Source organism: Streptomyces sp. McG3, from assembly GCF_018619185.1.
Taxonomy (GTDB): Bacteria; Actinomycetota; Actinomycetes; order Streptomycetales; family Streptomycetaceae; genus Streptomyces.
The window spans coordinates 1-4,840 of the sequence record NZ_JAAXYC010000450.1 but is presented as its reverse complement, the minus strand read 5'-3'; the positions used below and the strand labels follow the sequence as shown (position 1 = coordinate 4,840).

The 4,840-nt window shown below is 71.9% G+C and carries 2 protein-coding genes; both read left to right on the top strand.

Annotated elements, in window-relative coordinates; all coding sequences use genetic code 11:
• Window positions 1–306: 306 nt before the first annotated feature.
• Window positions 307–3,774: a DNA polymerase III subunit alpha gene (locus HET64_RS36640; protein WP_215111556.1), complete on the top strand. Its 3,468-nt coding sequence runs from the start codon at window positions 307–309 to the stop codon at window positions 3,772–3,774.
• Complete coding sequence (locus HET64_RS36635; RefSeq protein ID WP_215111555.1) at window positions 3,771–4,778, top strand: hypothetical protein; 1,008 nt, start codon at window positions 3,771–3,773, stop codon at window positions 4,776–4,778. Before HET64_RS36640 ends, HET64_RS36635 begins: the two co-directional genes overlap by 4 nt.
• Window positions 4,779–4,840: the final 62 nt, after the last annotated feature.

The following is a 4,840-nucleotide window of genomic DNA, read 5'->3' as shown; positions in this document are numbered from 1 at the left end:
GCCCCTGCCCGGCGTGCCCCCGCCAGGAGGTGTCTGGCTTGAATTATTCGAACGTTCGAGCGAATATCGAAGAGTGTGGACAGGTCGGCAGGTAGTCGAGGGGTGGGGTGGCAGGTGTAGATCTGGCCACCGGCCCAGTGGTGAGCGGCCGCGGGCCGTGCGCGGCCCAGGGTGACTTCTCGCCACGTCAAGATCGGTTGGCCGAAACTGTTCTATCGAACTACTGTGCGAATAGATCGGATGCAACGTTCTGACAGCAGGACGCCAGACGAGCAGGGGGTGCCAGAGCAGATTCGGAGGTGCGCGATGGCTGTTTTCACGCATCTCCACGTCGCTTCCGGGTTCTCCGCTCGCTACGGGGCCTCTCATCCGCAGGACCTGGTGCGCCGGGCGGCGGAGCTCGGCATGGGCGCGCTCGCGCTGACTGACCGGGACAGCGTCACCGGCGCCGTGCGGCACGCGAAGGCGTGCATGGGCGCCGGGGTACGCCCGATCTTCGGGGTGGATCTCGCCGTACCGGCGTTCGACACGGCAAGGGCTCCTCGCCGCTCGCGCACACCGGTCCGCGGTGGTGGGCACGTGGCGGAGCCGCGCCTGAGAATCACGCTGCTGGCAGGCTCCGTGAGCGGGTGGGCGCGTATCTGCCGCCTCGTCTCCACGGCCTACGCGCATCCGGTCGACGGCTTTCCGGTCGCCTCGTGGGAGGCGCTGCGGGAGGGCTTGGGCGAGGATGTGGTGGCGATCCTCGGGCCGGCCTCCGAGCCCGTACGTGCGCTGGCCGCCGGACGGCCGGACGTCGCGGAAAGGCTGCTCGTCCCGTGGCGGGAGATCGCGGGTCAGGGACTTCTCCGGCTGGAGGCGGTCGCCTACGGCCTGCCCGGGCTGGGCGCCGGATCGATGCGGCTGGCCGCGCACACCCTTGCTCTGGGCGACCGGCTCGGCATCCCGACGGTGCTCACCAACGCGGTGCGGTACGAGCGGCGCGAGCAGCACCGCCTGGCCGACGTGCTGGACGCCGCCCGGCTGCTGCGTCCGATCCCGCAGCGTGGAGCGCTCGACCCGGGCGAGCGGTATCTGAAGTCCGGAGCCGAGATGGCCGAGGTGGCGGAGCGGGTGGCCGCGGCCGCGAGCGCCCCGGCCGGCCGAGGGCTGCGTCTGATCGAGGAGACGGCAGCTACCGCCGAGCGGTGCACGGTGGACCCGGTGCGCGACCTCGGCCTGGGGCGAGCGCACTTCCCCGAGCCGTACGTGGTGGGAGCCGGCACCGGTCCGGGGGACGGGATGCGGTTGCTGCGGCAGCGCAGCGAGGCCGGGATGACCGCCCGCGGCCTCGACCGGGACGTACGGGCGATGGACCGGCTCGGCTACGAGCTCGGGGTGATCGAGCGCCTCGGATACGAGGCGTACTTCCTCGCGGTGGCCCAGGTCGTCGCGGACGTGCGGTCCATGGGGATCCGGGTCGCCGCCCGCGGCTCCGGTGCCGGGTCCATGGTCAACCACAGCCTTTTCATCGCCACGGCCAACCCGCTCTCGCACCGGCTCCTGTTCGAACGCTTCCTCAGCGAGCGCCGCACCGCCCTGCCGGACATCGACCTCGACGTCGAGTCGGACCGGCGTCTGGAGGTCTACGACCGGATCTTCGAACGGTTCGGCTCCGAGCGCGTGGCGGTCACCGGGATGCCGGAGACCTACCGCGCCCGTCACGCCCTGCGCGATACGGGGCTCGCGCTCGGGATCCGCCCCCAGACCGTCGACAGGATCGCCAAGAGCTTTCCGCACATCCGCGCGTGTGACATCGGCTCCGCACTGTCCGAGCTGCCCGAACTGCGGCAGCTCGCGGCCGAGGCCGACCAGTACGGTCCGCTGTGGGAGCTGGCAGAGGGCCTGGACGCCCTGCCGCGCGGCTTCGCCATGCACCCGTGCGGCGTGATCCTTTCCGACGTGAGCCTGCTCGGCCGCCTCCCGGTGCAGCCCGCCCCGGGAGGCGCGTATCCGACGGTGCAGGCGGACAAGCACGATGTCGAGGACCTCGGCCTGCTGAAGCTCGATGTCCTCGGCGTGCGCATGCAGTCGGCGATGGCGCACTCGGTCGCCGAGATCCGTCGCACCACAGGCCGGCACATCGACCTCGACAGTCCCGACCACGTCGACCTCGCCGATGAGTCCACCTTCGAACTGATCCGCAGCACCAGGGTGTTGGGTTGCTTCCAGCTCGAGAGCCCAGGACAGCAGGATCTCATCGCGAGACTCCAGCCACGGCACATGCAGGACGTGATCGCCGACATCAGCCTCTTCAGGCCCGGGCCGGTCGCCGGGGGCATGCCCGCGAAGTTCATCGCCGCCCGGCACGGGGTCGAGGAGCCCCGCTACCCCCACCCCGACCTTGTGCCGATCATGGATGACACGTACGGGGTGGTGATCTGGCACGAGCAGATCATGATGATCCTGGCCACGATGACCGGCTGCGACCGTGCTGCCTCGGACGTCGCACGCCGCGCCCTCGCCGACGCCGAGCGGCTGCCGAAGGTGGAGGCGTGGTTCCGCCGCTGCGCCGCCGAGCGCGGCTACCCCCCGGACGTGACCGGCGAAGTCTGGGACATCGTCAAGGAGTTCGGGGCGTACGGATTCTGCCGCGCGCACGCCGTGGCCTTCGCGGTCCCGGCCGTCCAGTCGGCGTGGCTCAAAACGCACTACCCCGCCGCGTTCTTCGCCGGGCTGCTCCAGCACGACCCCGGCATGTGGGCGCCCCGCGTCCTGGTCCAGGACGCGAAGCAGTTCGGAGTGGCGATCCTGCCGGTCGACGTCAATGCCTCCCGCGGCGCCCACAGCGTCGAGCCGACGGCGAACGGCTGGGGCGTACGGCTCGCGTTGTCCACGGTGCGCGGGATCACCGAAGCGGAGAGCGCCCGCATCGAAGCCGGGCAGCCGTACGCCGGACTGCAGGATCTGTGGCTGCGCGCCCGCCCGTCCCTGCCTCTCGCCCAGCGCCTCATCAAGATCGGAGCTCTCGCTCCGCTGCACGGCGGGCTGACCCGGCGGGATCTGCTGTTGCAGGCCACCGAGCTGCACCGCTCCGCACGCAACCGGACCGCGATCGACGGCCAGCTGCCGCTCGGCGACGAGACGCACGCCGGTGAGCCGGCCGGGCTGCCCGAGATGACCGGCCGCGACGTGATGAGTGCCGAGATCGATGTGCTCTCCATCGACGTCAGCCGCCATCTGCTCGACCACCACCACCGGCTGCTCGCCGAGCTCGGCGCGACCGACGCCCGCCACTTGCAGGCGATGCGCCGCGGACAGCAGGTGCTGGTCGCCGGCGTGCGGGCATCGACCCAGACGCCGCCGATCCCGTCCGGCAAGAGGGTCATCTTCGTGACCCTGGAGGACGGATCCGGCCTCGTGGACCTCGCGTTCTTCGAGGACTCCCACGCCACCTGCGCGCACACGGTCTTCCACTCCGGCCTGCTCCTGGTCCGCGGAGTCGTCGAGGAACGCGGCCCCCGGCGCACCGTGGTCGGGCAGGCCGCCTGGGACCTGGAGGAAGTCGCCACCACCCGCCGCGACCTGGGCCCCGAAGCCGCCCTCCGCCTGCTCGGCCGCACCACACCCGCCCCCACACCTGCCCGCGGTGACAGCACGCCGGGTGCGGGCCGGACACTCGAAGACGGAACGGCCGGGGCGAAGCTCAACGCCTGGAGCGATCTGCGGCCCGCCGGGTCCCGCTCCGCCGACCTGCGGCGCCTGGGACACCGGTCTCCCGGATCGGCGGGGTGAGCGCCATGACCACCCGAGCCCGGAGCATCCTGCGCGTTCAGCTCCACGACCTAGGCCCGGCCGGCCAGGAGACGTACGAGCAGGCCCTCACGCTGCTGCGTGATCTCACCCCGCTGGTCCAGGCCCTCCCGCCGGACGCCGCCGACCTCGATGTCACCGGTGCCCTGCGGTTCTTCGACCGGGACACCGGTGGCCTGGCGGCCATGGCCGCGCTCCGCCTGGCCGCACACCTCGGGCTGCGCGCGACGATCGGCGCCGGCCCGAACCGGATGCTGGCCGCGATGGCGGCCGACACGACCGCTCCTGGTCAGGTCACCGTCGTCGCCCCGGCTCCCGAGGCAGTCGCCGCGTTTCTCCATCCCAAGCCCGTCGGCGCCCTCCACGGGGTCGGCCCGGCCACCGCCCGTACGCTCGGGGAGTACGGCCTCCACCGCATCGGCGACCTTCTCGGCGTTCCGCTGCTGACGCTGCAGCGCATCCTCGGCAAGGCCACTGCCGTGACGCTGTCGCAACGGGCCCGGGGCCTGGACCCGCGCCCGGTCACCTCCGAGGCAGCGCCCAAGTCCACCGGTTTCTCCTACGAGTTCAGCCACGACGAGCTCGACCCCGCCGCACACCGCCGGGCCCTGCTCGACCTCTGCGAACGTCTCGGGCTGCGGCTGCGCACCACCGGCCAGGTCGCCGCGCGGCTCGCGCTGAGCATCTCGTACGCCGACGGCGCCACGACACAGCGCTCACGCACGCTGGAGGAGTACACCGCTCACACACCGGCACTCAGCGCCGCCGCGTACGACCTGTATTCCCGCTTCGGGCTGCAGCGCGCCCGTGTCCGCACGATCACTGTTCGGGTGGACCTCACCGAGGCCCAGTACGCCGTCCAGCAGTTGCTCCTGGACCCGGCGGACGGCAAACGGCGCCGCATCGAACAAGCCGCCGACCGGGCGCGGGTCCGCTTCGGCGATCAGGCGATCCGCCCGGGCACCCTCGCCCAACTGCGGTGGTGACCGCGGCCCTCCAGCCGATCCGGTGGGCCGAAGGGAAACCGTCAGACCACGGGGACCGGAGG